Source organism: Pseudomonas sp. SIMBA_067 (assembly GCF_046534675.1).
Classification (GTDB): domain Bacteria; phylum Pseudomonadota; class Gammaproteobacteria; order Pseudomonadales; family Pseudomonadaceae; genus Aquipseudomonas; species Aquipseudomonas putida.
Genome location: NZ_JAWRYH010000649.1, coordinates 1 through 263, shown reverse-complemented (window position 1 = coordinate 263; position 263 = coordinate 1). Strand labels below are relative to the sequence as shown.

The window sequence follows — 263 nt, the reverse complement described above, 5'->3', positions numbered from 1 at the left end:
GGCATAGTCCGTCGGGTGCACGATCTGCTCGCCTGCCCGCACATGCCCAGCCAGCTGCGCCAGCAACGACGATTCAGTTGGAGGCAACTTCGCCCCCAGAAGGTCGGCATTGAGCATCCCACCATGGAAGGTAACCAGCCCGCTATGCCGATAGATCGCAGCGTGCAGCGCGGTAATGTCGCTGTAGCCGATCAACGGCTTGGGGTTGCGCCGAATCAGGTCAAAGTCGAGCCGGTCGAGCAGGCGCATGCTACCGTAACCAC

The 263-nt window shown here is 62.0% G+C and carries 1 protein-coding gene; it reads right to left on the bottom strand.

The annotated features are described in order from the left end of the window. On the bottom strand, positions 1 to 263 hold a 263-nt coding region (locus SB765_RS30715; protein ID WP_410932630.1), incomplete at both ends, for an LD-carboxypeptidase.